The organism is Deinococcus sp. AB2017081, from assembly GCF_034440735.1.
GTDB lineage: Bacteria > Deinococcota > Deinococci > Deinococcales > Deinococcaceae > Deinococcus > Deinococcus rufus.
Map to the genome: position 1 here is coordinate 1,303,831 of NZ_CP140098.1, position 26,247 is coordinate 1,330,077.

22 protein-coding genes are annotated in these 26,247 nt (G+C 69.7%); 8 read left to right on the forward strand and 14 right to left on the reverse strand.

What is annotated here, in order from left to right; genetic code table 11:
* Positions 1-85 precede the first annotated feature (85 nt).
* Together U2P90_RS06370 and U2P90_RS06375 are read right to left on the reverse strand one after the other, a co-directional pair.
* Positions 86-1,870 carry an ABC transporter ATP-binding protein gene (locus U2P90_RS06370; protein ID WP_380101574.1) on the reverse strand — a complete coding sequence of 595 codons (1,785 nt, stop codon included), beginning with the start codon at positions 1,868-1,870 and terminating at the stop codon, positions 86-88.
* 126 nt (positions 1,871-1,996) lie between these two features.
* Positions 1,997-2,803, reverse strand: a complete 807-nt coding sequence (locus U2P90_RS06375) for a peptidylprolyl isomerase (RefSeq protein ID WP_322474254.1) — start codon at positions 2,801-2,803, stop codon at positions 1,997-1,999.
* A 113-nt stretch (positions 2,804-2,916) separates the two neighbouring features.
* Here U2P90_RS06375 and cmk point away from each other — a divergent pair, with 113 nt between their 5' ends.
* On the forward strand, positions 2,917-3,543 hold the full coding sequence (cmk, locus tag U2P90_RS06380) for a (d)CMP kinase (protein ID WP_322474669.1): 627 nt from the start codon (positions 2,917-2,919) through the stop codon (positions 3,541-3,543).
* A 61-nt stretch (positions 3,544-3,604) separates the two neighbouring features.
* Here cmk and U2P90_RS06385 read toward each other — a convergent pair whose 3' ends face one another.
* The 3 genes from U2P90_RS06385 to U2P90_RS06395 all read right to left on the reverse strand — a co-directional run bounded on the left by U2P90_RS06385 (position 3,605) and on the right by U2P90_RS06395 (position 8,019).
* A complete protein-coding gene (locus U2P90_RS06385) occupies positions 3,605-4,081 on the reverse strand; it encodes a hypothetical protein (protein WP_322474255.1) in 477 nt (158 codons plus the stop codon).
* 198 nt (positions 4,082-4,279) lie between these two features.
* Positions 4,280-6,424: a S8 family peptidase gene (locus U2P90_RS06390; RefSeq protein ID WP_322474256.1), complete on the reverse strand. Its 2,145-nt coding sequence runs from the start codon at positions 6,422-6,424 to the stop codon at positions 4,280-4,282.
* The gene (locus U2P90_RS06395; protein ID WP_322474257.1) at positions 6,421-8,019 is read right to left on the reverse strand and encodes a carboxypeptidase-like regulatory domain-containing protein; all 1,599 of its coding nucleotides are present in this window, start codon (positions 8,017-8,019) and stop codon (positions 6,421-6,423) included. The genes U2P90_RS06390 and U2P90_RS06395 overlap by 4 nt, the downstream gene beginning before the upstream one ends.
* A 302-nt stretch (positions 8,020-8,321) precedes the next feature.
* Here U2P90_RS06395 and U2P90_RS06400 point away from each other — a divergent pair, with 302 nt between their 5' ends.
* The 3 genes from U2P90_RS06400 (at position 8,322) to U2P90_RS06410 (ending at position 11,063) form a co-directional block, all read left to right on the forward strand.
* Positions 8,322-8,867, forward strand: coding sequence for a hypothetical protein (locus U2P90_RS06400; RefSeq protein ID WP_322474258.1), 546 nt, complete (start codon positions 8,322-8,324; stop codon positions 8,865-8,867).
* A 98-nt stretch (positions 8,868-8,965) separates the two neighbouring features.
* On the forward strand, positions 8,966-9,949 hold the full coding sequence (locus U2P90_RS06405; protein ID WP_322474259.1) for an alpha/beta hydrolase family protein: 984 nt from the start codon (positions 8,966-8,968) through the stop codon (positions 9,947-9,949).
* Between the two features lie 235 nt (positions 9,950-10,184).
* Complete coding sequence (locus U2P90_RS06410; RefSeq protein WP_380101572.1) at positions 10,185-11,063, forward strand: alpha/beta hydrolase family protein; 879 nt, start codon at positions 10,185-10,187, stop codon at positions 11,061-11,063.
* A 3-nt stretch (positions 11,064-11,066) separates the two neighbouring features.
* Here U2P90_RS06410 and U2P90_RS06415 read toward each other — a convergent pair whose 3' ends face one another.
* A complete protein-coding gene (locus tag U2P90_RS06415) occupies positions 11,067-11,660 on the reverse strand; it encodes a nitroreductase (protein ID WP_322474261.1) in 594 nt (197 codons plus the stop codon).
* A gap of 7 nt (positions 11,661-11,667) precedes the next feature.
* Entirely contained in the window at positions 11,668-12,459 is a 792-nt protein-coding gene (locus U2P90_RS06420; protein ID WP_322474262.1) for a TatD family hydrolase, read from the reverse strand.
* Between the two features lie 107 nt (positions 12,460-12,566).
* Here U2P90_RS06420 and U2P90_RS06425 point away from each other — a divergent pair, with 107 nt between their 5' ends.
* Genes U2P90_RS06425 through U2P90_RS06435 form a run of 3 tightly spaced genes read left to right on the forward strand, consistent with a single transcriptional unit; the run spans position 12,567 to position 15,249 of the window.
* Positions 12,567-13,208: a hypothetical protein gene (locus tag U2P90_RS06425; protein ID WP_322474263.1), complete on the forward strand. Its 642-nt coding sequence runs from the start codon at positions 12,567-12,569 to the stop codon at positions 13,206-13,208.
* Position 13,209: 1 nt separating this feature from the next.
* Positions 13,210-14,100, forward strand: coding sequence for an LptA/OstA family protein (locus U2P90_RS06430; protein ID WP_322474264.1), 891 nt, complete (start codon positions 13,210-13,212; stop codon positions 14,098-14,100).
* Between the two features lie 54 nt (positions 14,101-14,154).
* Positions 14,155-15,249, forward strand: a complete 1,095-nt coding sequence (locus tag U2P90_RS06435) for an LptA/OstA family protein (RefSeq protein WP_322474265.1) — start codon at positions 14,155-14,157, stop codon at positions 15,247-15,249.
* Here the strand turns inward: U2P90_RS06435 and U2P90_RS06440 are convergent.
* The 7 genes from U2P90_RS06440 to U2P90_RS06465 form a co-directional block, all read right to left on the reverse strand.
* Entirely contained in the window at positions 15,203-16,132 is a 930-nt protein-coding gene (locus U2P90_RS06440) for a lactate/malate family dehydrogenase (RefSeq protein ID WP_322474266.1), read from the reverse strand. The genes U2P90_RS06435 and U2P90_RS06440 overlap by 47 nt on opposite strands.
* Positions 16,133-16,140: 8 nt before the next feature.
* Entirely contained in the window at positions 16,141-16,584 is a 444-nt protein-coding gene (locus U2P90_RS06445) for a universal stress protein (RefSeq protein WP_322474267.1), read from the reverse strand.
* Between the two features lie 97 nt (positions 16,585-16,681).
* On the reverse strand, positions 16,682-18,406 hold the full coding sequence (locus tag U2P90_RS06450) for a M57 family metalloprotease (protein WP_322474268.1): 1,725 nt from the start codon (positions 18,404-18,406) through the stop codon (positions 16,682-16,684).
* 89 nt (positions 18,407-18,495) lie between these two features.
* Positions 18,496-20,154, reverse strand: coding sequence for a C1 family peptidase (locus U2P90_RS06455; protein WP_322474269.1), 1,659 nt, complete (start codon positions 20,152-20,154; stop codon positions 18,496-18,498).
* 59 nt (positions 20,155-20,213) lie between these two features.
* Positions 20,214-20,948 carry a hypothetical protein gene (locus tag U2P90_RS06460; protein WP_322474270.1) on the reverse strand — a complete coding sequence of 245 codons (735 nt, stop codon included), beginning with the start codon at positions 20,946-20,948 and terminating at the stop codon, positions 20,214-20,216.
* Positions 20,945-21,157 carry a double zinc ribbon domain-containing protein gene (locus U2P90_RS20170; protein WP_367174107.1) on the reverse strand — a complete coding sequence of 71 codons (213 nt, stop codon included), beginning with the start codon at positions 21,155-21,157 and terminating at the stop codon, positions 20,945-20,947. The genes U2P90_RS06460 and U2P90_RS20170 overlap by 4 nt, the downstream gene beginning before the upstream one ends.
* A 377-nt stretch (positions 21,158-21,534) precedes the next feature.
* Positions 21,535-24,549, reverse strand: a complete 3,015-nt coding sequence (locus tag U2P90_RS06465) for a hypothetical protein (RefSeq protein WP_322474271.1) — start codon at positions 24,547-24,549, stop codon at positions 21,535-21,537.
* Between the two features lie 226 nt (positions 24,550-24,775).
* Between U2P90_RS06465 and U2P90_RS06470 the strand changes: the two genes are divergently transcribed.
* On the forward strand, positions 24,776-26,236 hold the full coding sequence (locus U2P90_RS06470; RefSeq protein ID WP_322474272.1) for an MBL fold metallo-hydrolase: 1,461 nt from the start codon (positions 24,776-24,778) through the stop codon (positions 26,234-26,236).
* Positions 26,237-26,247: the final 11 nt, after the last annotated feature.

The window sequence follows — 26,247 nt, forward strand, 5'->3', positions numbered from 1 at the left end:
GGGCTCCGATCTGTGCGGTGCTCGTGGGGGATGGCCAGGATGGGGGGGCGTGTGACTTGCTCGGCCTCTCTCACGTCCTCAGGCGTCACGCCAGCACCCCCTCGGCGTCGTCCAGCACGCCGGCCCGCAGGAGTTCGGCGTAGTGGCTGCGCGGATCGCGGGCCAGCTGCGCGCGCTCGCCGTCCTCCAGCACCAGTCCGCCCCCCAGCACCAGAATCCGGTCGGCGCGGGCCACGGTGTCCAGCCGGTGCGCGATGATGATCGCGGTGCGCCCGGCCAGCAGGCGGGTCATGGCGGCGGTCAGCAGCCCTTCCGTGGCAGGATCGAGGCGGCTGCTCGGCTCGTCGAGGATGATCACGGCCGGGTCGAGCAGCATGACGCGGGCGAAGGCCAGCAGCTGCGCCTCGCCGGCCGACAGGCTGCCGGTGGGCAGGGGCGTGTGGACGCCCTGTTCCAGCCGCGCCAGCCACGTGTCCAGCCCGACCTCGCGCAGGGCGGCCTCGACCCGGTCATCGGGGATGGTGGGGTCGAAGAAGCTCAGGTTGTCGCGCACGCTGGCCTGGAACAGCTGCACGTCCTGCGTGACGACCGCCACGCGCCGCCGCAGCGTCTTCAGGGGCACGTCCCGCACGTCCACGCCACCCAGCGTGACGTGCCCGCCGGTCGCGTCGTACAGGCGCGACACGAGGCGGGTCAGGGTGGTCTTGCCGCTGCCGGTGCGGCCCAGCAGGCCGACCGTCTGCCCGGCGGGCAGGTGGAAGGACACGCCGTGCAGCACGCCGCGCGCCTCCGGGTCGTCCGGGGTGTAGGTGAAGCTCACGTCCTCGAAGTCGATGCCCAGCGGCCCGGCGGGCAGCGTCTGCGTGCCGTCCACGATGCCGCTCCTGAGGGCCAGGATCTCGCCCACGCGGCCCAGGCTCGCGCCGGCCTTCTGCAGTTCCTGAAGCTGCTGCGTCAGCTGGTCGATGGGTTCCTCGACCATGCTCATGTACTGGTACATCAGGAAGGCAGTGCCCAGCGTGATCTGCCCGGCGGCGTACAGGCCCACGGCGGCCACCAGCACGCCCACGTAGCCGGCAGCGAACAGCATCATGCTCAGCTGCCAGACCACGCTGCGCCGCCGCCACGAACGGATGCTGCGCGTGAAGAACTCGCGCTGCGTGCGCAGGAAGGCGTTCAGGTGGTGTCCGCCGGTGCCCAGGGCCCGGATGTCGTCCAGACCCGACAGACGCTCCTCGACGAAGCCGAACAGCTTCGCGCTGGCCTCCCGCTCCTGGCGGGTGGGTTCCACGCCCAGTTTGCGCACGGCGTTCATGGCGACCAGCGTGATCAGTGTGAAGGCCGTGACCCCCAGGCCCACGCGCCAGTCGACCCGGTAGAACATGAACAGCGCACCGGTCAGGAGTAGCGCCGCGCCAAACACCCGCACCGCGAACTGCGAGAAGAAATTGCTCAGGGCGGTCACGTCGCCGTCGATGCGTTCGATCATCTCGCCGGGGGTGCGCTCCTTGTGCTCGCGCATGTCCAGCGACAGCAGGTGCGCCATCAGGTCGGCCCGCAGGCGGTTGGTGGCTGTCCATCCGACCCGCGCCCCCACGAAGGTCGCGCTGGCGTTCAGGAGCTGCACGCCCACGGCCAGCCCGATATAGATGCCGGCGAGCCGCACCAGCAGGCCAGGGTCAGCCGCGCCGCCCAGCTTGGCGTTGTCCACGAAGCGGGCCAGCAGCTGCGGCAGCAGCAGGTTCAGGCCCACGGCCGACAGCAGCAGCGCGGCCAGCCCCATTACCTGCCATTTCAGCGGCCCCAGGTAGGTGCGCAGGACGCCCAGCGTGGAACTTCGCGTGGACGGTGAAGGGGAGACGTCGGCCATCATCCCTTCAGGCTAGAGCGGCTCCACGCCCGGCGCATCCGCATAGTGGCGCATGGGCACGGGAAAATCCTCATGAGAACGGGGCCGGATCCGGTGGCATACCGGCCCGGCCCCAGGGTCAGCGGATCAGTTCTTCGTGACGATCCGCACGCTGATGATCTGGTCGGCCACGGCGTCCGCGATGTCCGTGTTGTTCTGATCCATGGTGCGCGTCAGCTTGGGCAGCAGATCGTCGCCCGTCACGACCTTGCCGAAGATCGTGTGCTTGCCGTTCAGGAAGTCGGTCGGCACGAAGGTGATGAAGAACTGCGAGCCGTTCGTGGCCGGGCCGCTGTTCGCCATGGCCAGGATGCCGGGCGAGTTGAAGGTCAGTTTGGTGCGGAACTCGTCGGCGAACTTGTAGCCGGGATCGCCCGTGCCCCACTCGGCCTTGGTGGCGGTGTCCACGCTCTTGGGATCGCCCGTCTGCGCCATGAAGCCGTCGATCACGCGGTGGAACCGGATGCCGTCGAAGAAGTGGTTGCGGGCCAGGAACACGAAGTTGTTCACCGTGACCGGCGTCTCCTGCTCGTACAGGTCGGCCAGCAGCTGCCCCTTGCTGGTGTCGATCAGCGCGTAGTAGTCCTTGCCGTCGGCCAGGGCGTAGTCCGGCTCGGCCTTGAACGTGCGCACCGGCTTGTCCGTCAGGGGGGCGACCAGCGTGTATCCGGCAGGGATGGGCCCGGCCGTGGTAACGGCAGGCGTGGCGGCGGGCGTGTCCGTGGCCGGCGTCTCGGTGGCCGGTGTTTCTGTGGCGGGCGTCTCGGTGGCCGGCGTCGTGGTGTCGGTGGCGGCCGTCTCGGTGGTGGTGTCCGTCGCGGCGGTGTCGGCCGCCTTCTTCTGGCAGGCGGTCAGCGCGAGCAGCGCAGTGAGGATCAGGGCAGCGTGTTTCATGACCGCTCAAGTCTAGCGGCCCCGGATGAGGCCCCGCGACCGCCCAAAGGTGGCATGGCCCGGCTACACTGCCCGTGATGCCAGGCCGTCCGCTCCCCACCCCCGACCCCTCCCTGATCGTCACCATCGACGGGATTGCTGCCAGCGGCAAGTCCAGCGTGTCCAGCGGTGTCGCCCGCGCGCTGGGCATTCCGTACCTGAGCAGCGGTCTGCTCTACCGCGCCGCCACCCTGCTGGGGCTGGACAGCGGGGCCGACCTCAACGACGAGGCCGCCGTCCTGGCCGCGCTGCACGCCCATCCGGTGCGCCTGGAGCCGCTGGCCGAGGGCAACCGCGTGTGGCAGGGCACACGCGACCTGACCGATGACCTGCATTCCAGCACCGTCGATCACGGCGTCAGCGTCGTGGCCGTGCTGCCCGGCGTGCGGGCGTGGGTGAACGACCAGCTGCGGCAGGTGCCCCCGCCTTTCGTCGCCGAGGGGCGCGACATGGGCACGAACGTCTTTCCACACGCGCCCGCCAAGTTCTACCTGACCGCCAGCCCCCGTGTCCGCGCCCAGCGCCGCGCGAAAGAGCGCCCAGAGGACGTGGACGCCATCGAGGCCGCCCTGATCCGCCGCGACGAGCTGGATCACGTCCAGAGTGCCCCCGCCGTGGATGCCCACGTCATCGACACCGGGCCGCTGGATCTGGAGGGAGTGATCGGAGCGATCCTGACTGGAGTGGCGGCGGATCGATAGCGGTGGCAATGAGGAAGGCGGGCCGTCATGGCCCGCCTCGTGCGGAGGCTGCTGGTTCTCTTCAGGGACGCCGCAGGTTCAGTGGGAAGGCCACGCCGCTGCGGGCCGTGTACACGACCATCCGGACGGGCAGGTCGACGGTTCGCAACGCCGTGTCGCCGCGCCCTTCCTGCGGCAGCGTGATCCTCACGTCCAGGGTCAGTTCCTGGCCAGAGACCGCAGGGATGACCACGGTGGCGGGCAGGGTACTGCCGGATTCGCCGGTGACGCTCACGTGCAGCGTGGCCGGGTCGCGCAGGCGGGGCACGATTCCCCGCACGAGCAGACGGACGGTCGCGCTGCGGCGATCGCGGGCCAGGACTGTGCTCACCACGCTGATCTGCAGGCCGTTCACGGTCGCGCTGCCGTCGGGGCCGGGGGCGAACACGCGGGTGGGCAGGGCCAGCGGGTCGATTCCCTGGGCGCTCAGGGTGGGTGGCGGCACGACCGGGCTGGGCGGCACGATGCGGGATACGGGCGGCACGCGGGGAACCGTCATCAGCCGTCCCGTGCCCTGAACAGCCAGTGACGGCGTGGACATGCCGCTGCAGAGGAGTGCGCCCAGGAGCGCGGCGGAGCGGAGTCGGCGGCCAGTCATATCTCCAGTGTGCGGTCAGCGCGTGACGGATCGCTGATGGCGAGACAGGCAGGCGGCTGCCCCCGCATGGGGCAGCCGCCGCAGAAGGTGACGGTGGGTCTACTTGATGCTGATGAACCCGGCGTAGACGGCCCCGAGGCCCTCTTTCGCAGTGGTGTTGCTGAAGCGCACGATGAACGTCCCACCTGCGGCCGACGTGTACGTGGCCTTGCTGTCGGAGGTCACGCTGGGGCCCAGTTCGGGTACGGCCACGCCGGCCGTACCGCCGGCCACGACGGTTCCGGCCGCGTTCAGCAGGTCGACCTTGACGCCGGCCGTCGAGGCGAGGGCTGAACTGAGGCCCTGCACCGTGATGGTCTTGCCGGCCGGAACCTTGAACGCCAGGAAATCGACGTCCGCGCCAGTGGGGGCGGGCGAATAGGCATGATTTGAGTTGTCGAACGCGCCGCCGAGAAGCAGACCGTCCTCCGTGACCACCGCGGGCAACGCCGTGAAATTGGTCGCCGTGGCCGGCAGGTTGTTGCGGATCAGCGTACCGGTGTCGGCATCGAAATCGGAATACTCGTAGAAATCCACCTGCTGTTCGGCCGCAACCCTCACTGTCTTCCCGCTTTCCACGGTGATGGGCTTGGCTGCGGTCACGCGCACCCCGCCGTATGAATTGACGCCCGGTCCACTCACGCTGATCGAGTAGCGGCCCGGTTCGACGCCGTAGAAGCGCGCGTACCCGGCAAAGCCCGTGTCGGCCGCCGTCTGGCCCTCCAGCCGGTAGCCACCAGTCGCGCCGATGTAGTCCATGCCCTTGTTCTGCCCGTCGAGTGGCGTGAGGATCACGTCCGAACCGTCGACCGGCGCGCGCTCAACCAGATCGGAGACCGCAACTTCCACACTGCCGCCGTCGGCAGGCACTGTGCCGGCCTTTACAGCGGCCAGGGCGGCTTTCACGTTCACGCGCTTGAAGCCCTGTGTGCGCGGATCTTTCATGGCGTCGCCGGTGCTGATCAGCAGGTTCTTGATCTGGTACGGGGTCAGGGCGGGATTGGCTTCAAGCAGCAGGGCTGCCGCACCGGAGATGACCGGCGCAGCCATGCTCGTGCCCCCGAAGGAACCGTAGCCGTCGTTCGCTTCGCTGTAGGTCGTCAGGCCGTTGTCGCCCGGCGCGTACACGTCCACCCGCAGACCCAGGTTGCTGAAATCGGCCTTCATGTCGTCGCCTGCGCTGGCACCCACATTGATCACGCCGGTGAAGGCCCCCAGACCGGTCATCTGGTTGGCATGGTCGTTGCCGGCAGAACCCACCACCACGACGTTCTTCGACAGGGCGTAGTCGACGGCGTCCTTGAGAACCTGGCTGTAGCCGCCGCCGCCCCACGAGTTGTTCAGCACGCGGGCTCCGTGATCCACGGCATACACGATGCCCAGGGCGACGTTGTATGAACCGGTGAAGCCCTTGTCGGTGAAGATCCGGACTGGCATCAGGATCGCGTCCGGCGCGACGCCTGCCCCGCCCACGCCGTTGCCCAGACGCTCGGCGATGGTGCCGGCGGATCCGCTTCCGTGATCGCCCGTGGTCAGGGGCAGATCCGGCGTCAGCTCCTCCAGGGTGCTCGTGTCGATGCCGGTCACGATCTTCCCGTCGGCCTTCAGATCCTCGTGCTGCCGGTTCAGGTCGTCGTCGACCACGCCCACGACGATGCCCTTGCCGGTCGCGACCGACCGCACCTGATCCGCGCCGATCTGCGTGATCCACCACTGCTTGACGCTCAGCGGGTCACCGTCGGCCTGGGCGGTCAGGTTCTGGGTGCCCAGGGGGGTGGCCGCCGGCACGGGCAGCCGCTGGCCGTCGTAGGTGTTGGCCTGGGCGTAGCGCAGGCCGGCAACGGGCCGCAGGCTCAGGGCTGTGGCCGTTCTGGACACACTGAGCTGCTCCGGCAGCACCAGCAGGGCCAGCCGCAGGGGCGGGATCGTGCTGCGAACCGTGGCGCCCAGGTGCGTCGCCAGCCGATCCAGACTCGCGCGGTCGGCGTAGCCCACCACGAGTTCCTGGGTGCGGTCAGCCTCGCGGCCGGTCTTCACGAGCTGCGCCGGATCGGGCAGGTTCGTCGAGGCGACGCGGCTGAGCGTGGTATGCCGGCCTGTGAATCCGGAAAAGGAGCCGGACGGCGTGGCGGCGGTGGGCTGGGTGGTACCGCAGGCGGCGAGGAGGACCGCCGATGTCAGACTGAGGAGGGCGAGCTTGTTCATTCCTGGTCTCCCGTCGAGAAGTTGACGACCTGTCCCTCGCACACCGGGCCGCCGAAGTTGCAGGTGTCGAAGGTGTAGAAGATGTCGTAGTAGTCGTGCGCGATGCTGACCGCGTCCTCGGTCTCGCTGAAGGCGGCGGCCGAGACGTCGAAGGTGTAGGCGTGTCGGCTTTCCAGCGCGGGCAGCAGCGCCGTGCCGTTCGCGTTGAACGCGACCGAGTACGCGGTACCCGTCTGCTTCAGGGCGGGCATGCTGCCGTCGTCGATGAACATGTTGTCCTGGAAGCCGCCCCCACACAGACCCTGACCCCAGAAGCACGCGGCATTCTGCTGCGGGTAATCGTTGACCATCACGTAGAACTTGCGGTGGTGCCCGACCGTGCTGGAGACCTTCCAGCCGAGCGTCGGCTTGCGGGCCACGCCGGTGCTGGCCTCGGCCGGAGTGAAGTCCGACAGCGTGAAGCTGTTCAGGGGCGTGGTGCTCATGACAGCGCTGAACGTGCTCTGCGTGCTGTTGAAGGCTTCGAGTTTGTAGTACACCGTCTTCCCGGCCTCCAGGCTTCCGCTGCCGTCGCGGGCCACCGTGGCCTTGCCCTCCACGGTCTTGAGCACCCGGAAGGTGATGCCGTCGTCGCTCGTCCACAGCCGGTGACCGAGGGGCAGGGCGGTCGTGCCCTTGGGGTACGTCCAGTTGACATCGACCCACAGCGTGCTCAGTTCAGTCGGCGCTCCGGTCGGCCGCACAGGCGAGAAGAATCCAACCTTCTGGGCCAGCGTCACGGCCAGCACCTTGGTTGTCGCGAAGGCTGTCAGGGCGTTCGTGTTCGGCTGGTCGTCCGTGATCACGATGGGAATGCGGCGTTCCAGTCGGTTGAAATTCGTATCGTAGGCCACGACGTACAGCGTGGTCGGCCCACGCACGCCACGCAGCGAGTCGCTGCCCTTGGGATCGTTGACCAGCAGCGCCTTGACCGTCGCCGTGGTGAATTTGGGATCGGGCGTGTTGATGACGCGGGTGCCGAAGTAGCCCGAGCCGGGCACGCCGCCCACCCCCACATAAATGTTGCCGGGGCTGTTCTGAGGGGAACTGGACGTGACAGTGATCTCGGTCGGCACCCCGGCACTCGCGTTGAATGAGGTGGCGTTCGCGGCATCGGTGCTGAAGTCGTTGAGCGTCTCGCCAGTCAGGTACTGCGCCTTCACAGTCGGCACCCCGACTGGCAGGGTCGTGGCGAAGGCGTTCTGCTGGATGGCGTTCAGCGGATCGTTCGTACCCGCAACGACCCGGATGCCCTCGATACGCGACGCGGCATACCCCGCCTTCTTGAATTCAATGCTGTACACGCCAGGATCGAGTTTCAGCGTGAACTTCCCACTGGCATCGGTCACGCCGCTCAGGGATTTCCCGGTCGCGGTCTGTACGGTGAAGCTGCTCGCTGCGACCAGCTTGCCGCCCACGGAATTCGACAGGGCGCCCGCGACGGTCTGGCTGCCGGTTCCGACGGTACTGGAAGGGGCCGGGGAACCGCCCATATTGCACGCACTGAGCAGCGCTGCGGTCAACGAGACGAGTGCGGTGGCGTGAACTCTGTTCATGGCGACTCCTTGAAATGAACGGACGACGTGCACGGGCCGCACGAAACATCTTGCGGTCGCAGGGCATGGCAGCGTGGTTGCCCTGGCCGGTGGCCGGGCGGCGGTCGTGATGGCGGAAAGCTTATCGCCCGTTTATCTCCTGCGCAAGCTTCACTCAGCGTGAAAAGACACGGCCTCATGAAGTCCTCTTCATGGATTCCAGACCTTCGGTGCCTCCGGCCAGCACTGGATTCCCGGCCACCACCCGACCCGTCTGACCACGGCTTCATGGAGCCCATCCAATGTGGCGTACCCTGACCCCTATGCGCCTGTTCCCCGCCCTGCTGCTTCCTGCCCTGCTCCTCGCCGCCTGTGGTCAGACGTCTGTGAAGGCACCAGCCGAGTACCGGCTGAGCGGCACGCTGGGCGGCGACTGGGGCAGCTCGCCCCGGCTGCGGCTGGCGCTGGTGGGCACGGGCTTCCCGGTGGCGGTCAGCACCAACAGCTCGATTGCGCAGAATGTCGTCGAGAGCGGCGCCGGCACGTGGTCATACGGCTTCGAGCTGCCCAATACGCCGCTGCCCAACGTGGCCGGTGTGTATCAGGTGGTGGCGTTCAACGATGCCAACAACGACGCGCGCCCGAATATCGGCGAGACCGTCGCCCGCAACCGGCAGTGGCTCATCTACAGCCCGGTCAGCACGACCACCCAGCCGATCACCATCCCGGACTTCCTGCCCGGAGAGAACGAGGGGCTGCCCGCCCTGACGGTCTCGGCCGGGTGGAACCTCTACGACCGGGCACAGGGATTGAGCGCCACCAATCCGCGCGCGGTGCAGAAGATCACCGGATACGACATCAGCCGCTGAGCGCATGAGCGCTGGCTGGGACGACGCTCAAGACGGCTGACGGCGAGAACGGTGCGGCAGACGCGGTTTGAACCGTACTGGCCGCATACGCTGAACCCATGAAGCCTGCCGCCCTGCTGACCCTTCCCCTCCTGCTGCTGTCGGTCGGTGGGCCGTCGGCCGGTGCCCAGTCCGCTGCGGCGCTGGCGAAGGTCGACGCCGCACAGATGAACATTCCGGCGGCCCGGCAGAAGTCCTATCCCGGCAGCGCCCTGACCGTGCGGCAGACCCTGCGCTCCGGCAGCAACTACACGCGGCAGGTCGTGAGCTACCAGTCCGATGGCCTGCGGATCAATGCCCTGCTGACCGTCCCGACCGGTACGCCGCCGAAGGGCGGCTGGCCCGCCATCGTGTTCAACCACGGGTATGTGCCGCCCAACGTCTACCGCACCACCGAGCGCTACGTGGCCTACCAGGACGCCTTCGCGCGGGCGGGCTTCGTCACGCTGAAAAGCGACTACCGGGGGCACGGCAGCTCGCAGGGTGAGGCGCTGGGCGGGTACTACGCGCCGGGCTACACCAACGACGTCATGAACGCGCTGGGCAGCCTCAAGCGCGACGGGCGGGTCAACGCGGCCCGGATCGGGATGTGGGGGCACTCCATGGGCGGCTTCCTGAGCCTGCGGGCCATGGTGATCGACAGGAGCGTGAAGGCCGGCGTGATCTGGGGCGGCGTGGTCGGCAACTACGACCAGATGATGACCGGCTGGAACAACCGCACGCCGGCCAGCATTCCCCAGCGCGTCCTGAATCTGCGGAAGACGGCTGTGGCGAAATACGGTACCCCGGACGCCAACCCGAAGTTCTGGAATGCCCTGAGCGCCAACAGCTACCTGCGTGACCTGGGCGGCCCCATCCAGCTGCATATCGGCAGTGCCGACGAGGAGGTGCCGGTGGCCTTCCACACGGCGCTGGCAGGGCAGCTGCGGGCGGCCGGGAAGTCGGTGCAGAGCTACGTCTATCCGGGCGACAACCACAATCTCAGCGGCAATCTGCGCACGGCTCTGAACCGCTCGGTGGCGTTCTTCAAGGCCAATCTGTGAGGACGGCGCGGTGAGGGAATCGCTGCGTCTCGTGGTGCTGCTGGCCGTCCTGGGGGCCGGGTATGTGGCGCTGTTCCAGCCGCAGCGGCTGCCCTTCGCCGTGCCGTGGGAAGCGGTATCGGTGGAGGAGTTGCGCGACCGTGTGGTCGGGCTGGGCAACCCCGGAGCAGGGGAGACCACGCCGCCCACCGGGGAGTCCGGCTCCACGACCATCCAGAGCGATCCCTTTGGGCGGGTGACCGACGCCGCCCTCCAGGCCGCGGTGGCGCGGCAGCCGATCAGCCTCGCGGCGCTGCGGGCGCGGACATATCCGGGCAGCGCCCTGACGGTGGTGCGGACGCTCGCCGCCGGGTCGAACTACACCCGGCAGGTCGTGAGCTACCAGTCCGACGGCCTGACCATCTACGCGCTGTTGACCGTGCCGCGCGGCACGCCGCCAGCGGGGGGCTGGCCGGCCATCGTGTTCAACCACGGCTATATCCCGCCCGCCGAGTACCGCACCACCGAGCGCTATGTGGCCTACCAGGACGCCTTCGCCCGCGCCGGCTACGTGACCCTGAAGAGCGACTACCGGGGGCACGGCAGCTCCCAGGGCACGGCGCGGGGCGGTTACGACGATCCCGGCTACACGATTGACGTGCTGAACGCCGCCGCCAGCGTGAAGAAGGATTCGCGGGTGAACGCCCGGCGGCTGGGCATGTGGGGGCACTCCATGGGCGGGCAGCTCACGCTGCGGGCCATGCTGGTCGATCCGGACATCCGCGCCGCGTCGCTGTGGGCAGGGGTGGTCGCCAGCTACGACGTTCTAGCCACCGACTGGCGTGCCCAGGGTACCGAGGCGCGACCTGCGCTCGACTCCCTGAACCGCCGCTACCTGCGTGCCCTGAGCCCCAACGCCGCCCTGAAGGAGCTGCGGGGCCGCCCCATCCAGCTCCACCACGGCACGGCGGACAAGGACGTTCCCTACAGCTTCCAGAAGAATCTCGCGGACGACCTGCGCGCTGCCGGGCAGCCGGTCGAGGCGTACCGGTACGTGGGCGACAACCACAATCTCAGCGGGAATCTGCGCACCGCGCTCAGCCGCTCGGTGGCGTTCTTCAGAGCCAACCTGTGACCTCTACTCGGCCCAGGTGACCTTATCGGCAAGTGGCGCGCGGGTGCTGTCCGGTACCCCGGCGTTCGGGTATCCCAGGTACAGGAAGCCCATGAGCGACGGTGCCCCCAGGGCGGCAGCGGTCACCGGGCTGATCATGACCGCGCCGCTGGCCCACTTGCCCGCCAGCCCGAAGGCGGTCGCGGCCAGCAGCATGGTCTGCGCCGCACTGCTCAGGGCGGCCTGCTCCTCCCACAGCGGGAACCTCGACGTGGACGGCACGTGCAGTTCCAGGCTGATCCACGCCGGAGCCTTCAGGGCGCGGGCCCGCTGGGCGGCCAGGGCCGATTCGCTGCCCCGGTCGGCGGCAGTGCCGGCAGCATAGGCCTGGGCGAAGATCTCGCCCAGCCGCGTGCGGGCCTCGCCCGTGAAGACCGTGAAGCGCCACGGCTGGGTCAGGCCGTGGGTGGGGGCCCAGGTGCCCGCCGTCAGGACGTGTTCCAGCACGTCGCGCGGCACCGGATCGGGTTTCAGGAGGGTGATGTCCACCGTGCGCCGTCGGCGGATCACGTCCAGCACGGTGCGGGCCTCGGTGGTCAGGGTGGTCGGGTCGGTCATGGGGCCATCATGCCCCGGTCGGCGCCGGGGGCATGTCCGGCAGCCCATACACCCGCCGCGCGTTGTTGTCGGTCACCCGTTCCAGTTCAGCGGCGTCCATGTGCCGCAGCGTGGCGATGAACTCCAGGGTGTGCCGCACGTAGCCGGGCCGGTTGGGTCTGCCCCGGTGCGGCACGGGGGCCAGGAAGGGCGCGTCCGTTTCGAGCAGCATCCGAGGCAGCGGGAGCATCTGGGCCGCCTCGTGGATCTCGCGCGCGTTCTTATAGGTCGTGTTGCCGGCGAAGCCGAAGTACGTGTGCTCGCCGCGTTCCAGGCCGAACCGCAGCAGGCCCGCATGACCGGAGAAGCAGTGCAGGATCACCGGCACGTCCGGCCACGCCCGCAACACGTCCATGACGCCGTGGTGGGCACTCTGGCGGTTCTGTTTGTCGCGGGTGTGGATCACCAGTGGCCGGCCCGTGCGCTGCGCCAGCTCCAGCTGCCACTCGAAGGCGCTGACCTGTGCCGGGCGTTTCGTGTCGTCCCAGTAGTCGTCCAGACCGCTCTCGCCGATGCCGACCACGCGGGGGTGGGTGGCGAGCGCCTCGATGGCGGCCCTGGTCTCCGGGCTGTCCTCGTCCGTATCGGTCGGGTGCAGGCCCACGGTCGCGTACACGTCGGGGAACTGTTCGGCCAGGGCCACGGCGTTGCGGGCGTGCTCGGGACTTGCGCCGATACACACCAGGGCGGTCAGGCCCAGTTCGCCGCGGGCGCTGGCCGGATCGTCCAGGTAGTCGAGGTGGGTGTGCGTGTCGATCATGCCCGTCAGGGTAATGCCGGTGCCGACCTGTCCTCCCCCGGCAGGGGCAGGGCTCAACCCACCCCTGGCCCACCACTCTCATGAAGGGGGCGCGGTAGAGTGCCCGCGTGCCGAAAGCCGGTCTCTACGCCCTTCTTGCCATCCTGGGTTTTGCCCTGCTGTTCGCGTTCCTGCCGTCTGGCGGGCGGGCGGATGCCCGTACCGGGGCCGAGCTGAGTGGGGTGAAGTTCCGCATGTACCCCAGCCGCGACGAGGACGCCGTGTGGTCGTTCGCGGCGCAGCGTGTGACCAGCGATCCGGTCGCCGGACAGACGCAGCTCAGTGGCCTGTCCGGCGGCCAGCGCCTGCTGCGAGAGCGAGATCCGAAGACGAAGGCCCTGACCGGCCGGGAGACGCTCGACGCCCGCCTGGACACGCCGGAGCTGAGTATCGACGATCAGGACACCATGACCACCCGTCAGGCCCGGATCACGCTGGTCAAGGAGTGTGCGGGCATCGATCTGAAGGGCACGGACGCACAGCCCGTGACGATCGAGCAGGGCCGGGGCTTCAGTGCACCGGTTGCGGAGATCCGCTCTCCATTCCTGTCCGGCCACGCCGAGAAGTTGCAGATGAGCTTCAACTTCGATCTGAACGACATGGATAACGACCGCTCGAGTACCCGAATCGATACTAAACCCGCCAAAATCTGCCGCGACGGCCAGCTCGTGCCTAATCCCAGGGCCGCCGCGCGTTCCAAGGAGAACTGACATGACCTACCGACCCCTGATCCTCACGGCCCTGCTCGTCTCGACCGCACTGGCCCAGACCGCTGCACCGACCAACCGGATCGTCAAGATTCAGGGTGGTGCCCGTGGCAATGTCCGTACCGGCCCGCTGACCTACACAGGAAATCCGGTGAAGGCGACCATCAGCACCCTGCAACTACAGTCCGCGCAGGCAGTGCTGGCTGATCCCACCGGAGCGGGTCTGCTGGAGGCCGAGGGCAAGCGCACGGCAGACTTCACCGGCAACGTGCTCGTCACCCGTGGCCGCCTGACCGCGAAGGGCGGCAAGCTCGCGTACTCGGAGGCCACCGGGCAGGGCATCATGACCGGCACGCCCAGCGCGACCTTCGTGCCCGCCAACAAGGAAGACGGCGACAACGTCGCCATCCAGGCCACGCAGATGAGCCTGGACGTGGACAACAACGTGTCGACCAGCACCGGCAGCGTCAGCCTGACCAACGGCACGCAGACCGGCAAGGCCGAGAAACTGGTGTTCGACGAGGACAAGGAACTCGCGCAGCTGACCGGCACGCCCAGCCTGACGCGGGCCGCGAAGGGCACCCAGAAGGAACTGGTGATCAGCGGCACCGAGGTTCGTGCCCGCACCAAGGAGAAGACGCTGTACGTGCGCGGCGGCGTGAAGCTGGTGCAGGGTACGACGACGACCACGGGCGACTCCGTGTACTACGACGACCGCAAGAACGTGGCCTACGTGGTGGGCAACGCGGTCAGCATCGACAGCAAGACCCGCGTGACGCTGCGGGCACCGGCCAGCGGCTATCTGGAGCAGCGCACGGATCTGGCCCGCGTGCGGGTGCTGAACTCGGCGTACAAGATCCCCACGGATCAGTTCAAGCTGCGCAGCGAGCAATAAGACGGTGGGTCAGACCGGACAGGGGAGGTGGTCGCCACGGCGTTAGACTCACGCATGGTGCTTCTCCGGCGACCCATGGCGGCCCTGCTGACGCTGACGCTGCTCGGCGGGCCGCCCGGTGGGGTGTCGCCGCTGGCGCTGGCTCAGGAGACGACGCCAGCGCCGGCTCTGGCCCCATCCACGCCGGCCCAGACCACGCCAGCACAGACGACCCCGGCCCCTGACGCGGCCCCAGCCAACACCCCGGAGGCTGCACCTGCCGACACCGCCGGTTCTGAGAACGCCAGTCTGGAACTGGTGCGCCGGGGCGAGAAGGACGGCAAGGAGCGCCGTATCAAGATCGTGCGCACCGGCACCAGCGACGACACGGGCATCTTCGCCACGTGCGGCCCGCAGGACGGTGACCCGGAAAATGCCCCGAACCTCGCCGTGTTCAGCGAGACGACCCAGAGCGGCATCCAGATCACCATCGACAAGAATGTGATCCGGGTGCCGCTGGCAGTGGTCACGCAGCAGCAGCCCAGAGAGGGCCAGGACGGCAGCGACGGCCGGGTGGAGGCCAGTGCCGGCACGGCGAAGTTCCTTGACGCCGCGCCCGAGGGGGCGACCGACCGGCTGTCGAAGTGCGGGATCGAGGCGACCGCGAAACCCGCGCCCGACACGGTGTTCGTCACGCAGGGCAAGACACAGCTGAAGGGTCAGAAGCTGCTGTACGACGAGACCGACGGCATCGCCCGGATCGACGGGCCGATCACCTTCAACCGGCCCAACCAGAGCGATCCGCTGAGCGGTACCAGCGAGAAGATTGAGGTGGACGTCGATCAGGAGAAGACCACGCTGGTCGGGAACGTCGTCCTGAACTCTGGCGGCGGGCGGGTCAGCAAGGCCGCCCGTGTCGAGTACGACGACACCCGTAACGTCGCGCGGCTGATCGGCACGCCGGGGCAGCCAGCGCAGAGCGTCAAGGGCGGCGACACCCTGAGCGCCGGCATGATCCTGTACGACCTCGACCGCAACGAGGTCTACGCGGTCAAGCCCGAGGGCGGCACGATCACGGGCGAGTTCCAGGACGGCGAATCCGCCGCGCCCGCACCGGCCACGTCTACGCCGGCTCCGACCACTCCGCCAGGCTCGACCTCGCCGCCCTGAGCACGTCGGCGCTGGCCGTCAGCGCCCGCGCCTCGGCGTCGTCCAGGGCCGGCACGATGGTGTCCAGCACGCCAGCCGCGCCTACCACGCGGGGCAGGCTCAGGCTCACACCGTACTCGGGCGTGGGCACGCTGACGGTCAGCACGGCCCGGCGGTCGCCCAGGACGCGCTCGGTGATGCGGGCCAGCGCCGCGCCGATGCCGTAGTAGGTGGCCCGCTTGCCCCCGATGATCGCGGCGGCCGCGCCGCGTGTATCGGCCTCGATCTGGGCGCGGATCTCCGGCGTCCAGGGACGGGCCCGCGCCGACATGAAGGCGGCGACCGGCACGCCCCCCACCGTCACGGCACTCCAGGGGATCACCTCCGAGTCGCCGTGCTCGCCCAGCACCGAGGCGTGGACGTGGGTGGCGTCCACGCCCGCGTGCTGCGCCGTCAGCCAGCGCAGGCGGGCGCTGTCGAGCACCGTGCCCGAGCCCAGTACCGCCCGGCCTGGCAACAGCCGCGCCGTCAGGTCGGTAAGGAGGTCGACCGGATTGGTGGCGATGAGCAGGACGGCGTCCGGAGCGGCGGCGGCCACGCGGGGCAGCAGGTCGCGGAAGATCTCCGCGTTGCGGCCCAGCAGTTCCAGGCGCGACTCGCCGGGCTGCTGGTTCGCGCCAGCGGCGACCACCACCACGCGGCTGCCGGCCAGATCCTCCAGCGGGCCGCTGCTCACGCGCGTGCCGTGGGTGACCGGACTCGCGTGCGCGATGTCCTGGGCCTCAGCCGTGGCCCGCGCCGTGTCCACGTCGGTGAGCACCAGTTCGCTGCACGAGCCGCGCAGCACCATCGCGTAGGCGGCGGTCGCGCCGACCAGTCCCGCCCCGACCACGCCGACCTTCACGGGCGCACTCAGCCGTGCCGGACGGACAGCACCGGAATCCGGCTGCGGGCCACCAGCTTCTCGGCGGTGCTGCCCAGCAGGAAGTGCTCCAGCATGCCCTGTGGGTGTGTGCCCACCACGATCAGGTCGGCCCCCCACTCCTGGGCGGCGTCCAGCAGGCCAGTCAGGGGATCGCCCACCAGCTGCACGGTCTCCTCGCCGGGCTTCACCACGCGCGACATCACGCTCGCGTCGGCGTCCTCCAGCGCGTTCAGCACGGCCGGATCGGGCAGGGTCGGGGTCACGCCGCCCATCAGATCCGGCGTGGTGCCGGCGCGGGCATCCGTGACGTGCGCGAGCTTGAGCTGGGCACCGGGAAAGCGCGTGCGGGCCACGTCCAGCGCGTGCCGCGAGGCGTCCGAGAAATCCACGCCCACGAGAATCTTCTGGAAGGTCGGGGAGGGCTGCGTCATGGCCTGACCGTACACCCCGCCTGTCAGGTCGGCGTGGAAAATCAAGGGCTGATGAAGCCCCGGCGTGGTCGGCCGGGGCGCCATGGGTGCGGTGTGGCTACAGCCGGAAGGGCCGGTTCCACGCGCCGTTCTGTGCCTTGAAGATCAGGTTCAGCAGGCCGCCGGGATCGGTGTAGAAGATCTCCAGCTGGTTGGACATCGTCTGGTAGCGCATCGCCAGCGGGCTGCCGGGCGTGGCCGCGCCGGCGTTCGAGAGCGCGACGGGGCCATTCCACCGGCCATTCTGGGCCTTCCACGTCAGGTTCACGGCTCCGTTCGGGCCGACGGTGGCGACCTCCAGCTGGTTGTTCAGCGGGTAGAAGGAGGCCACGATCGAGCCGCCCGGCACCCCGGTTCCCGGCCCGGTAATGGCCGCCGGCCCGTTCCACCTGCCGTTCTGCGCCTTCCACAGCACGTTGACCCGCCCGCTGTTGTCCACGAAGAAGGCCTCGAACTGGTTGTTCAGCGGGTAGTACTGCAGGGTGATGCGTCCTCCGGCGGGCATCTGGCGGGGGGGCGCGATGCCGAAGGGGCCGTTCCACCTGCCGTTCTGCGCTTTCCAGGCCAGCCCGATCCCGCCGTCGTTCCCGGCGAACATCACCTCGAGCTGGTTGTTCAGCGGATAGTAGGTGGCGGTGATCCCTGCCCCCGAGGGAGCCTGCCCCGGCCCGCTCAGGGCGGCGGGGCCGTTCCAGCTGCCGTTCTGCGCCTTCCACAGCACGTTCAGCGCGCCGTTACTGCCGATGAACAGCACCTCCAGCTGGTTGTTCAGCGGGTAGAACACGGCGCTCAGGTCGCCGCCGGGGCGGACGGTGTTCGGCGGGGTCAGGCGGATAGGGTTCGACCACGCGCCGTTCTTCGCCTTGTAGGTCACGTGAACCGCGCCGTCACTGGCGGCGTAGAAGGCCTCCAGCTGGTTGTTGGGCGGGTAGCTGACCATCGAGATATGTGCGCCCTGCGGCAGCAGTCCTGGCCCCGACAGCGAGACCGGCCCCTTCCACCACGAGTTGTTCACCTTCCAGACCAGGCCCAGCGAGCCGTTCGGCGCGACGAACATCGTCTCGAACTGTTCCAGATTGAAGGTCTTGTAGGAGACGGTCTCGGGGCTGCTGCCCGGCACCGGGGCCGTGCCCTTGCCGTAGAGCACATTCACGCCCAGCCGGTCGAGATCGCTGAGGTTCCCGCCGCCGTTCCAAGTGGGATTGCAGTAGTTCATGATCGACGTGGTGTCGTAGGGCGTGACGAAGTAGTCGGGTTCGGTGCCCTGGTGCGCCTCGGCGCAGTCGAAGCGGTCAGAGCGGTTGTGTTCGTGGGCCAGCCCCAGGGCGTGTCCGAACTCGTGCGTGGCGATGGCCTCGATGCAGTACTGGCGGGTGCTCTGGCAGCTCTTGCTGAAGTTCTTGAAGGTGAAGTTCAGCTGCATGCCGTTCGCCTTGCCGTCGAGCCGGCTGCCCAGGCCCTCGGTGTGCGAGTGGTTGTCGATGATCTGGATGCGGATGCCGCGCGTGCCGCTGGCGCATGTGCCCCAGCCGGTAAAGCGCACGGCGGACGCGGCTTCCCAGGTGCGCTGCACGGCCGCGCGCACCCAGCCGCGCTCGGTGGCGTTGTTGCCGGGATTCTCCCAGCACACGCCGATCTGTGCCGATGGCCACACGCTGGCGCGCTGCACGCTCAGCGGCTGGCTGGTCGTGCCGATGCGTTCCTGGGCGAGGGTGCTGCTGCCCACGAGCGCGGCCAGGAGCGGCACGCAGCGGGCGATGGTCAGGATGAAGCCGTCTGCCATGAAGGTGTCCTCCCGGACGCCGGAGGCCGGACGTCCGTGCTGTGAAGGGTCGGTGACGGTCGCGGTCGCGCTGATCCGGGCCGTGTGCCTTACTGCAGAACGCCGGTGCTGGCCTGCCCCACGAAGGTCTCGATCCAGGTGTACGGCAGGTACACGTAGCCCTGATCGCCCCAGCAGTCGCCCCACGAGTTCTTGACGATGAAGTAGCCGTAGTCGTCGGCCACGGGCTGGTTGGGCAGCACCTGGCGCACCTGATCGGCCGTGACATAGCCGGTGACGGTCACGACGTGGTTGAGGTCGAAGTCCCAGCTGCCGTCGGGCCGGCGGCGCATGGTCTGGCCGGGCACGAAGCCGTTGGCGTCGGGATTCATGTTGTTCAGTGACGGCATGGCGTTGCCCGTGGGTTTGATGTAGCGGGCATCCAGCGTGACCATCGTGGGGTGGCCCAGGATGGTGCGCAGCGCCAGGATCGCCATGGAGCGGGTCTTGTTGTCCTGCTCCCAGAAGTCGCGGGGCGACTGCAGGCGGTAGCCGCTGGGGCTGGGCGTATTCGGCACGGCGCGGATCACGAAAGGCAGACCCAGGACGGTCACCGTCACCAGTCGGCCCTGGAAATTCGTGTCTGAGCACACCCCGAAATTCGCGCTGGCATCCTGATAGCCGGTGCAGGAGTTGCTGTAGGTCTGCGCCGCCGTGTTCACGACGCGGCTGTTGCTCTTGTTGTACTGCCACCCGCGTTCCAGACGGAGGTCGTAGCCGTCGGCGCTGGCCGCCTGCGCGATGCTCACCGGGTCGCCGCCGTCGCCGAAGGTGCGCGGCTGCCAGAACACGAAGCGCCGCGCCGCGTAGTCCTGCTCCGAGAGGTTCACCCGGCGGCCGTTGCGGCGGGCGATCTCGGCCTCGGCCGCCGCCAGGGTGGCAAAGGCCCAGCACGTGCCGCGCTGCCCCTGGCTCTTGACCGACGTCGTGAGGTTCTTGAGTGGCCACTCGAAATTCTGGAGCAGGCCGCCGGCCGCCGCTCCCTCGCAGGAGCCGGTCTGCGAGCGGTCGAGCTGATCTCCGGTGCCCGTCTCGGCCCCGATGGGATCGAGCAGGAAGCGCAGGGCGGCGATCTGAACGCGGTACTCGCGGCTCACGTCGCCCAGCTGCTGGTTGAGCTTGATCACCTCGGCGGTGGTGAGGGTCGTGATGGTGTCGGGCGGGGGCAGATGGAACCGGCCGGGCGACGTGCCCAGGCGGGCCAGGGCCGCCTCCAGATCCGGGTACAGCTCGCGGTACAGCCCGAGCTGGTTGTCGCGCGTGGCGAAGGTGCGGGCATGGGACGCCAGCGTGGATCGGCCGAACGCCGGCCCCAGCAGCGTGACCGGCTGGGTGCCCGTGCCCGCCTGCACCTGCGCCAGCCGGTCGCCGTCGGCGTTGATCGCGTCTGGCGCGTTCGCGGCCAGCACCCCGGCGAATTCTGGGAACTGCGCCACGTAGTCGCGGGCCGCCGCCTCGTCCTGGGCGTCCTGGGTACGCTGGGTCTCGGCCTCGCGGGCCAGGTCGGCGGCGGTGACGACGGTGGCCCCGTCCTCGACCAGCGCCTTGAATTCGGCGGGCGTGACCGTGTCGGCCCCGGCCGGAACGGTGCCCCCGAAGGCCGGCTGGGTCTTGAAGAAGCTCTCGACAGGATCGGGCGTGCTGGGTCCAGGCCCGCAGGCCATCAGCAGGGCGGACAGGCTGAGCAGTGCAGCGTGACGGTGGTGCATGAGTTCCCCCCAGGGTCATCGGAAATGGTGGTGTCGGGTGCCGGCGAGGTCGCCTTGCGTTACTTCGTGCAGGTCAGGTCGACGCGGAAACTGGGATCCTTCACGCCCCATGGCAGCGCCCTGGCGAAGTCCCCCCCCTCGGACAGGTCGACGCGCCACAGCAGCTTGGTCGGCGGGCGGCCCGTGCGGGCGTCGTTGCCGTCGATGGTCGTGACCACGCCGCGCCACACGCCGGAGGGCGGCAGCTGGCTGAAGGTGAACTTCTGGCCGTTCAGCTCGTCGGTGGTGCCCCAGTTCATGGGGGTGCCGTCCGGGGCCAGGAACGCCAGGTGCAGGCTGTCGGCCATCAGCAGGCCGTCCGCGCCGGTCATCATCTTCGCGGTGCCGTTGCGGACCTCCAGATCCAGGTGCCAGCGGGCTCCGCTGCCCTCGGGCACCAGGCGCAGGTTGCTGAATTTGACGCGCCATACGCCGTTGAACAGCGTCTGGTTCAGGCAGCCCGACAGTGCCGTCAGCGGCTGCGAGCCGCCGGGCACGGTACCGGCTGCGGGTGCCTTCGCGGCCGTGCTGATCGTCAGGGTGGTGCCGGACGTGCCGACCGTGAAGCCCGCCGCCTTCAGGGCACTGACCGGCACGTACGTCTGCCCGCCGATGTCCACCACGGTGCCCGGCACCACCCGCCCGTTCACGCTGATGCGCGTGACGGTCGCCGCGAGCGCCGTGACCCCCAGCAGCAGCCCCAATGCCACGGTGCGGCCCCCCCGCCACCCGTGCTGCTTCTCTGTGCTTCTCATGTCCCTGTTCCCTCCGTCCTGAGCAGCGTCCGGCCGCAGCGCGTGCAGTAGCGAGCGTACGGACTGGTGATGTCGGCGCGGCATGCCGGGCAGTGCTCCAGCAGCCGCGCCCCGTCGTGTGGGCAGTAGCGTTCCCCGGCGTGGCTGGGCAGGGCGCGCCCGCATCTCGGACACAGCAGGTAGGTGACCCCCCGGTTCACTCCAGCCATTCCCTCCACCTCCGCCCCCAGGGTGCGGGCGGCCGGGTGAGGCGGCGGTCAGGTGAGGGGGCTGTTGTGCCGGACACGGTCAGGCGGATCAGGTGTCCCGAGCAGCCGTCCGAATTCCAGCCTCACAGCAGATTTCAGAGGCCCCCCGGGGTTCCCTCAGTGCCTCTGAATCGAGCGGAGCGAGCACCCGGAGAAGACAGCGGTTGGACGTGGAGCCCTCGGGCGTCTGTTCCGCCCCTGGGCGGAACTGAACACCGCTGTCAGACACGACAGTGTCTGATCAACAGGTCGGACACTTCTGACGAGGCATCCTCAAAAACGCGATGAACACGACGTTTTGGCTCGACCCGCTGGACAGGTAGATCTGGTGTCTCCGATCATGACCGATGATCCAGATAGTCCTGCCAGCGTTCCGGCAGGATCACGCCCACGCCGGCCAGGTGCTCCCGTGCCGCCCGGTACACGCGGGTCAGGCTGCGGTGGTTGCCGCTCTGTCGCAGGGCGTCCACCGTCAGGGCCAGCGCGTCCTCGTCCAGCACGTCGTCGTCCCACAGCAGGCGTCCGGCGCGGGCGGCGGCGGCCGGATCCTCCGGCAGGGCGGCGCGGGCCGCCCGCAGCAGCGCGGCGTGCAGCGCCCCCCGCAGGGCCTCGCCGGTCTCGGGCGGCAGGGCACCGCGCCAGTGGGCCAGATCCGGGGTGCTCAGGAAGGCCTCGGCGTCGCTGGGCACGTCGCCCAGGGCGTAGCCGCCGGCGGTGGTCATGATCACCTCGTGGCCCGACGCCGCCCGCAGCGCCGCCACCGCCTGCTTGAGTGCTCCCAGGGCCTGCGCCTCCGGGCGGCCCGGATACAGGTCGTCGGCCAGATCCAGCCGCGTGACCTCGGTGCGGCCCAGCAGCCGGGCCTCCAGCACGCGCAGCAGCAGGGTGCGGCGCACGTCGCCGCGCACGGGCACGCCGTCCAGTTCCAGTGGCCCCAGGACGCGCAGGCGCACCTCGCCCGGCTGAACCGGGGCGTCGCCCAGCGCCCGGCGGGCCAGCAGCGCCCCCAGGCCCTGGCCGCCGGCCTCGAACTGTGCGGCCAGCCGCGTCAGTGTGGCCCGGTCGGCGCTCAGGCGGGCGATGTCCACGGCGATCCGGTCGGCCTCGTACGTCCCCAGGTGCTCCCGTGCCACGGCCTCGGCAGCCCGCAGGGCATCGAGTGCCTCGGTGCGGCGGCCCAGGGCGTCAAGCGCCAGGGCACGCGCGACCGCGTTGCGGCTCTGGATCCGCGGGTCGGCGCTCAGGGTGCCCGCCAGGGTCTGGGCCTGGGCCGCCAGATCCAGCGCCTCTTCACCCTGACCGGCGCGGGCATACGCCCGGCTGGCATCGGCCAGGGTCTCGGTGAGCAGCTGCGGATTGCCCAGGTCGCGGGCCAGCCGCAGCGCCCGCCGCGCGTGGTGCAGCGCCAGCTCGCCCGACAGCGGCGCGGCGCTCAGGGTGTACAGCGAGGTCAGCATGCCCAGGTTGTTCAGCAGGAAGTGGGCGCCGTCTTGGTAGGTCAGGACGCTGTGCGCCTCGCTCAGGGCGTCCTCGGCCAGATCCAGCTCACCGCGTTCGAGGTGCAGCTCACCCCGCATGCCCAGACTGCTGGCGTAGCCCCGGGCATCGCCCAGGAGGCGCCGGGCGTCCAGGGCACGGGTCACGCTGTCCATGGCGGCGTCCAGTTCCCCCAGCATCCGCAGGAAGGCCGCCCGGTTGTGCCACAGGGCGCTGGCCCCCACCGCGTTCCCGGCGGCCTGCATGTCCAGCGCGGTGGCGCCGGCCAGATCGGCGGCGGCGCGGTACTCGCCCTGGTGGTACAGCAGCATGACCTGCACGCCCAGCAGCCGCTGGCGTTCGGGCTCGCTGAGGGATTCGGCCAGCAGGGTGTCCAGCGCCCGCGCCGCGTCGTAGCGCCGGCCGGTACCCAGCAGCGCCATCGCCACGGCGCTGCGCACCGGGACGCTCGCCGCCGCGTGCTCGTCGGCATCCAGGGTGTCCCAGTGCGAGAGTGCTCCCGCGTGATCCCCGATGCCCTGCAGGGCCAGGATGCGGGCACCGTCTGCGTGCGGGCCGGGCGGCTGCGTGTCCAGCAGCGCCTCGAGCGCCGCCCGGCCGCCGGAGCGTGCGCTCAGGGTGGCGGCCAGCGGCAGGGTGCTGGCCGCCAGCGCCGGATCGGCCAGGGCGCGGGTGGCGAGTGCCAGGGCCCGGGGCAGGTCGCTGCCCTGGAGCAGCAGCGCCGCCTGCCCGGCCAGCGCGGCCCGCCGTGCCGGGGGGGCCACGTCACTGGCGCGGGCCAGCAGGGTGCCGGCATGGGCGCCCTGGCTCCGGTTCTGCGCGTCCCCGGCGGCGCGTTCCAGCAGCTGGGCGGCCACCTCGGGCGGTGTTCCGGCCGCGTCCAGGAAATCCACGGCCCGCAGGGGATCATCCCGGTAGGCCTCCAGCGCCCGCCCGGCCAGCGTCCGGAGGTGTTGCGGCGAGTCGTGGGCCCGCAGCACCTCCGCGTACAGTGGGTGGCTGAAGTGGCCGTCCGGCCCGGTCAGCAGGCCCTGCTGGGTCAGCTCGCGGATGGCCCCGTGCAGCGTCTGGGGATCCATCCCCGCCACGCTGGCCCAGACTGGCACCGGCGCGTCCGGCACGCAGGCCCGCGCCTCCAGCGCCGCGCGGTGCGGCCCGGCGCGTTCCAGGGTCAGGTCGATCAGCGCCTCGATCCGGCCCGGCAGGCGGGCGCTGTCCGGCGGGCGCCAGTGCCAGCGCTGGCCGTCGCTGTACAGGTGCCCGCTGCGCACCAGAAAGCGCAGGTATTCCAGGGTGAACAGGGGGTTGCCGTGCGCCCGGGCGTGAACCCAGTGGCAGACCTCCGGCGGCAGGTGCGGCCCGAGTTCGGTGGCGCACAGCGCGGCGGTGCCGGCCTCGTCCAGCGGGCAGATCTCGTACGCCGGCAGGTCGCCGGGCACCGCGTGCCGGGTGGTGAGCAGCAGCGCCACGCCCCGTGCCCGCGCCAGCAGTCCGGCCAGCGTCGTCAGGGCCTGGGCCTGCGCGGGAGATGCGTCGTGCAGGTCGTCCACGATCACGCCCACCGGCGCGTGCGACGCGATCAGGGCGGCCAGGGCACTGAGCGCTCCGTCGCCGTCCGGCAGGCGGCGCAGCGCGGCCTGGATCCACCCGGGCAGGGCGCGGCCCGCCGGGAAGCGGGCAGGCCAGTCCGCCAGCGGCAGCGTGGCGCTCAGGGCGTGCGCCCGCACGCCGGCGCGGCGCAGCAGGTCATGGGCGGCGTGGGTCTTTCCGACCCCGGCCGGGCCGTGATACGCCAGCACCGCTCCCTGCCGCCGGTTCCGCAGGGCCCGCACCACCGCCTGCTCCTCGATGACCATGCTGCATTGTGATACGGAATTCAGGTGAGCCGGAGGCGAGGGGCGAGCGGACTTGCAAAGCTGCGAAGCAGAGCGAGCACGAACGACACACGGGACTGGAGCGGTGGAAGGGCATGCCGATCTTCTCACGGCATGTCCTGGACTCGCGCAAGTTCCGTATGACCCTTGACGCGCTCGTCCGGGGGGCCGGGCCGCTCCATTCGTGGCGCAGGGTACACTCCGGGGCATGCACATGAAGAGTTACGGCGCGGCGCTGACCGTCACCGGCAGCATGCACCTGCTCACCCTGGGAGGCCGTCAGCTGCTGGTCGACTGCGGTCTGTTCCAGGGCAACGACGAGACGGACGCCCGCAACCGCGAGAGCTTCGACTTCGATGTGAAGGGCCTGGACGGCGTGATCCTCACGCACGCGCACCTCGACCATGTGGGACGGCTGCCGCTGCTGGTGCGCGGCGGCTACCGGGGGCCGGTGCACTGTACGCCGCCCACCGCCGCCCTGGTCGAGACGGTGCTGCTCGACTCGGCCCGGCTGCAGGAGGACGGCTACCGCATGGAGCTGCGCCACGCCCGCCGCCAGGGCCGCGAGGCCGAGGTGCTGCCACCCCTGTACGAGGAGGCCGATGTCCACCGCACGCTGGCCCTGCTGCGCCCGGATCTGGCCTTCGGGGACACCACGACGGTCGCCGGGGTGAAGGTCACGCCCCAGCGGGCCGGGCACATCCTGGGCAGCGCGTACCTGCTGCTGGAGAGCAGTGACGGCCGCCTGCTGATGTCCGGCGACCTGGGCAACCGCGAGAGCGGCCTTCAGATTGACTTCACGCCCCCCCCGGAGGTCGACGCGGTGGTCATCGAGACCACGTATGCCAACCGCACCCACCGGCCGTGGAACGACACCCTGCTGGAATTCCGGGACGCCCTGCGGAGTGCGGTGCGCGAGGGCGGCAAGATCCTGATCCCCACCTTCGCCATCGAGCGTGCCCAGGTCATCCTGTACACCCTCAAACAGCTGATGGACGCCGGCGAGGTGCCGCGCATCCCGGTGTTCCTCGACTCCCCCATGGCGACCCGCGCCACCAACGAGTATTTCGAGTTCGGCGACGAGCTGATCCCGCCGGTACGGAACGCCCTGCAAGACGGCGAGGATCCCTTCCGGCCCTCGACGCTGCATGTGGTGCCCACCAGCGCCGAGTCGCAGCGTCTGAACCGCTACGACGGCCCCGCGATCATCATGGCCGGGAACGGCATGATGACCGGCGGGCGCATCCAGCACCACCTCAAGCACCATCTGTGGAAGCCCTCGACCACCCTGATCAGCGTGTCGTACCAGTCGCCCAGCTCGCTCGGCGGGCGGATCGTAACCGGCGCCGACCACGTGCGCATCATGGGCGAGGACATCGCGGTGCAGGCGCACGTCCACACCATCGGCGGCTTCTCGGCCCACGCGGATCAGGACGACCTGCTGGCCTTCCTGGGCACGACCGGCCGGCCACACGTGTGGCTCGTCCACGGCGAGCCGGAGGTCATGGACGCCTTCGTGCCGGTGCTGGAGCAGCGCGGTCTGAAGGGCGACCTCGTGCCGGACCGGCAGGACGTGGATCTGCTCGGCCCCGGTTTCCCGCAGGGCCGGCCCCCCGGTGTGGTGCTCGACGGAGTGGCCGACGCCGCGCGGGCCGTCGGCGGGGAATAAGTCTCATCGGT

Bases quoted from the DNA above. Each gene is read 5' to 3' on its own strand.
- U2P90_RS06370 (WP_380101574.1), bottom strand. From the start codon at position 1,870: ATGGCCGACGTCTCCCCTTCACCGTCCACGCGAAGTTCCACGCTGGGC.
- U2P90_RS06375 (WP_322474254.1), bottom strand. From the start codon at position 2,803: ATGAAACACGCTGCCCTGATCCTCACTGCGCTGCTCGCGCTGACCGCC.
- U2P90_RS06385 (WP_322474255.1), bottom strand. From the start codon at position 4,081: ATGACGGTTCCCCGCGTGCCGCCCGTATCCCGCATCGTGCCGCCCAGC.
- U2P90_RS06390 (WP_322474256.1), bottom strand. From the start codon at position 6,424: ATGAACAAGCTCGCCCTCCTCAGTCTGACATCGGCGGTCCTCCTCGCC.
- U2P90_RS06395 (WP_322474257.1), bottom strand. From the start codon at position 8,019: ATGAACAGAGTTCACGCCACCGCACTCGTCTCGTTGACCGCAGCGCTG.
- U2P90_RS06400 (WP_322474258.1), top strand. From the start codon at position 8,322: ATGCGCCTGTTCCCCGCCCTGCTGCTTCCTGCCCTGCTCCTCGCCGCC.
- U2P90_RS06405 (WP_322474259.1), top strand. From the start codon at position 8,966: ATGAAGCCTGCCGCCCTGCTGACCCTTCCCCTCCTGCTGCTGTCGGTC.
- U2P90_RS06415 (WP_322474261.1), bottom strand. From the start codon at position 11,660: ATGACCGACCCGACCACCCTGACCACCGAGGCCCGCACCGTGCTGGAC.
- U2P90_RS06420 (WP_322474262.1), bottom strand. From the start codon at position 12,459: ATGATCGACACGCACACCCACCTCGACTACCTGGACGATCCGGCCAGC.
- U2P90_RS06430 (WP_322474264.1), top strand. From the start codon at position 13,210: ATGACCTACCGACCCCTGATCCTCACGGCCCTGCTCGTCTCGACCGCA.
- U2P90_RS06435 (WP_322474265.1), top strand. From the start codon at position 14,155: ATGGTGCTTCTCCGGCGACCCATGGCGGCCCTGCTGACGCTGACGCTG.
- U2P90_RS06445 (WP_322474267.1), bottom strand. From the start codon at position 16,584: ATGACGCAGCCCTCCCCGACCTTCCAGAAGATTCTCGTGGGCGTGGAT.
- U2P90_RS06450 (WP_322474268.1), bottom strand. From the start codon at position 18,406: ATGGCAGACGGCTTCATCCTGACCATCGCCCGCTGCGTGCCGCTCCTG.
- U2P90_RS06455 (WP_322474269.1), bottom strand. From the start codon at position 20,154: ATGCACCACCGTCACGCTGCACTGCTCAGCCTGTCCGCCCTGCTGATG.
- U2P90_RS06460 (WP_322474270.1), bottom strand. From the start codon at position 20,948: ATGAGAAGCACAGAGAAGCAGCACGGGTGGCGGGGGGGCCGCACCGTG.
- U2P90_RS20170 (WP_367174107.1), bottom strand. From the start codon at position 21,157: ATGGCTGGAGTGAACCGGGGGGTCACCTACCTGCTGTGTCCGAGATGC.
- U2P90_RS06465 (WP_322474271.1), bottom strand. From the start codon at position 24,549: ATGGTCATCGAGGAGCAGGCGGTGGTGCGGGCCCTGCGGAACCGGCGG.
- U2P90_RS06470 (WP_322474272.1), top strand. From the start codon at position 24,776: ATGCACATGAAGAGTTACGGCGCGGCGCTGACCGTCACCGGCAGCATG.